Source organism: Actinomadura logoneensis, assembly GCF_003428695.1.
Classification (GTDB): Bacteria; Actinomycetota; Actinomycetes; order Streptosporangiales; family Streptosporangiaceae; genus Spirillospora; species Spirillospora logoneensis.
In genome coordinates this window covers 1-2459 of the sequence record NZ_QURH01000633.1, presented here as the reverse complement: position 1 = coordinate 2459, position 2459 = coordinate 1, and the positions used below count along the sequence as shown (strand labels likewise).

The window sequence follows — 2459 nt, the reverse complement described above, 5'->3', positions numbered from 1 at the left end:
GGGCGCCCGACGCCGCCGCGCTCGTCCGCCGCGTGGCCGTGGACGGCCGCGACCCGGACGAGGCCGCCGCCGCCGAGCTGACCGCCGCCCGCGACCGGCTCGACCCGGCGTCCGGCGTCAACGTGCAGCTCGTGTGGCTGGACGCCGGGGACGACCCCGGCCGCCTGCTCGTCGTCGTCCACCACCTGGTCGTGGACGGCGTGTCCTGGCGCGTCCTGCTGCCCGACCTGGTCGCCGCCTGGGCCGGCGCCGACCTCGAACCCGCCGGGACGCCGTTCCGCGACTGGGCCCGCCGGCTGCCCGCCGAGGCCGCCGCCCGCACCGGCGAGCTGCCGCTGTGGAAGGGCATCCTCGACGGTCCGGACGTGCCGCTCGGCGCCCGTCCGCTGGACCCCGCCCGCGACACCCGCGGCACCGCCCGCTCGTTCACCGTCGAGCTGGACGCGGCGACCACCCGCGCGGTGCTGACGACCGTGCCCGCCGCGATCCACGGCCGCCCGACCGACGTGCTGCTCACCGGCCTGGCCCGCGCCGTCGCGGCCTGGCGCGGCGACGCCAGCCCCGTCCTGGTCGACCTGGAGGGGCACGGCCGCGAGGACCTGTTCCCCGGCGTGGACCTGTCCCGCACGGTCGGCTGGTTCACCAGCAAGTACCCCGTGCGGCTGGACGCGTCCGCCGACCTGCGCGAGACCAAGGAGCGGCTGCGCGCGATCCCGGACAACGGCATCGGCTTCGGCCTGCTGCGGCACCTGGACGAGGCCGCCGGGGCGGAGCTCGCCGCGCTGCCCGTCCCGAAGATCGTCTTCAACTACCTGGGCCGGATGGAGACCGGCGACGGCGACTGGGCGGTCGCGTCGGTCGCCGGCGGCGCCGACGACGCCATGCCGCTCGGCCACGCGCTGGCGATCGACGCGATCGTCCCGGCCGCGTTCGGCGAGCTGTCGGTCACCTGGACCTGGGCCGACGGCGTGCTCACCGAGGCCGACGTCCGCGTGCTCGCCGCCGCCTGGTTCACCGCGCTGCGCGACCTGGCCGCCGCCGGGGACGCCGGGCACACCCCGTCCGACTTCCCGCTCGTCGCGCTGGACCGCGCCGACGTCGCCGAGCTCGACCGGACCTTCCCCGACCTCGCCGACGTCTGGCCGCTCGCGCCGATGCAGCAGGGCCTGTACTTCCACGCCCTGCTCGACGCGTCCGCGACCGACGTCTACACCGGCCAGCTCGTCCTCGACTTCGACGGGGACGTGGACGTCGAGGCCCTGCGCGACGCCGCGTTCGAGCTGCCCGCCCGGCACCCGGCGCTGCGCACCGCGTTCACCCAGACCGTGTCCGGCGAGCCCGTGCAGGCCGTCCTCGCGATGCCGCCCTGCGACGAGCTGTGGCGCGAGGTCGCCGCCGACGAGTCCGAGCTGCCCGCCCTCATGGCGGCCGAGCGGACCCGCCGGTTCGACCTCACCCGCCCGCCGTTCCTGCGGTTCACCCTGGTCCGGCTGGGGGAGCGGCGGCACCGGCTGCTGCTGACGTTCCACCACATCGTCCTGGACGGCTGGTCGATGCCGTCGCTGGCGGGCGAACTGCTCGCCCTCTACACCGGGCAGCGCCCCCCGCGCGCCCCCGACTACAGGGACTACCTCGCCTGGCTCGCCCGGCAGGACCGGGCCGAGGGCGACACCGCCTGGCGCCGAGCGCTGGGCGGCCTCGCCGCCGGGACGCTCGTCGCGCCCGGCGCCCCCGACGCCCCGCCCGGACTGCCGGAGAAGATCCGCGTCCCGCTCGGCCCCGAGCTGTCCGGCGCGGTCACCGCGACGGCGCGCCGCTTCGGCGTCACCGCCAACACCGTCGTCCAGGCCGCCTGGGGCCTGCTGCTCGCCCGCCTCCTCGGCCGCGACGACGTCGTGTTCGGCGCGACCGTGTCCGGCCGTCCGATGGAACTGTGCGGCGTGGACCGGATGGTGGGCCTGTTCATCAACACGCTGCCCGTCCGGGTCCGGCTGGACGCCGCCGAACCGGCCGCCGCGCTGCTCTCCCGCCTCCAGGGCGAGCAGGCCGAACTGCTCCCGTACCACCACCACGGCCTCGGCGACCTGCACCGCCTCGCCGGGCTGCCCGCGCTGTTCGACACCATGACGGTGTTCGAGAACTACCCGCTCGACCCGTCGCTGCTCGGCGCGGAGATCGGCGCGGGCACCCGGCTCGCGGGCGTGGACCTGCTCGACGCCACGCACTACCCGCTCACCCTCGACGCCGTCCCCGGGGACGGGCTCCAGCTCCGGCTCGGTTACCGCACCGACGTGTTCGACCGCCCGACCGCCGAACGGATCGCCGCGCAGCTCGTCGGGCTCGTCCGGGCCCTCGCCGAGCGGCCGGACGCGCCGGTCGGCACGCTCGGCCTCACCGGCGGCGACGCGGGCGCGCTGCGCGAGACGTTCGCCGCGCTCGCCGCGCAGGCACCGTCCGCG

The 2459-nt window shown here is 77.0% G+C and carries 1 protein-coding gene; it reads left to right on the top strand.

Going from position 1 to position 2459, the window contains the following annotated elements; all coding sequences use genetic code 11:
- The coding region (locus tag DZF91_RS24925; protein ID WP_235834532.1) for a condensation domain-containing protein at positions 1–2459 on the top strand (2459 nt) is incomplete at both ends.